The organism is Pseudoalteromonas sp. CR1 (assembly GCF_019392235.1).
Taxonomy (GTDB): domain Bacteria; phylum Pseudomonadota; class Gammaproteobacteria; order Enterobacterales; family Alteromonadaceae; genus Pseudoalteromonas.
The window spans coordinates 1-293 of record NZ_JAHXRM010000127.1 but is presented as its reverse complement, the minus strand read 5'-3'; the positions used below and the strand labels follow the sequence as shown (position 1 = coordinate 293).

The window sequence follows — 293 nt, the reverse complement described above, 5'->3', positions numbered from 1 at the left end:
CGGCACCGATACGTTCAAAACCGTGCGCGCCGGGATCAGCAACGAGGGTAATCCGTCACGGATCAACATCATCCGCACCCTGCGCTCGGCTCATGCACGCCGCATCGCACTGTCGGGCAGCAGCCGCGCCAAACTGAAACAGGCCAAGGAAGAGTTGGCGCGTTTGAAGCGAGAAGAACCGGACAACTTCGGCGATATCCAGGAAATCGAGGCAGAAATCGAGAAGCTCAGCGCGCGAATTCACCGTGTGCCGTTTCTTGATACCTTTGACCTCAAATACAACCTGCTGGTGA

1 protein-coding gene is annotated in these 293 nt (G+C 57.0%); it reads left to right on the top strand.

The genetic code is table 11. The features are described from left to right. A partial coding sequence (locus tag KZZ04_RS18775) for a DUF444 family protein (protein WP_219423762.1) occupies positions 1–293 on the top strand: 293 nt, incomplete at both ends.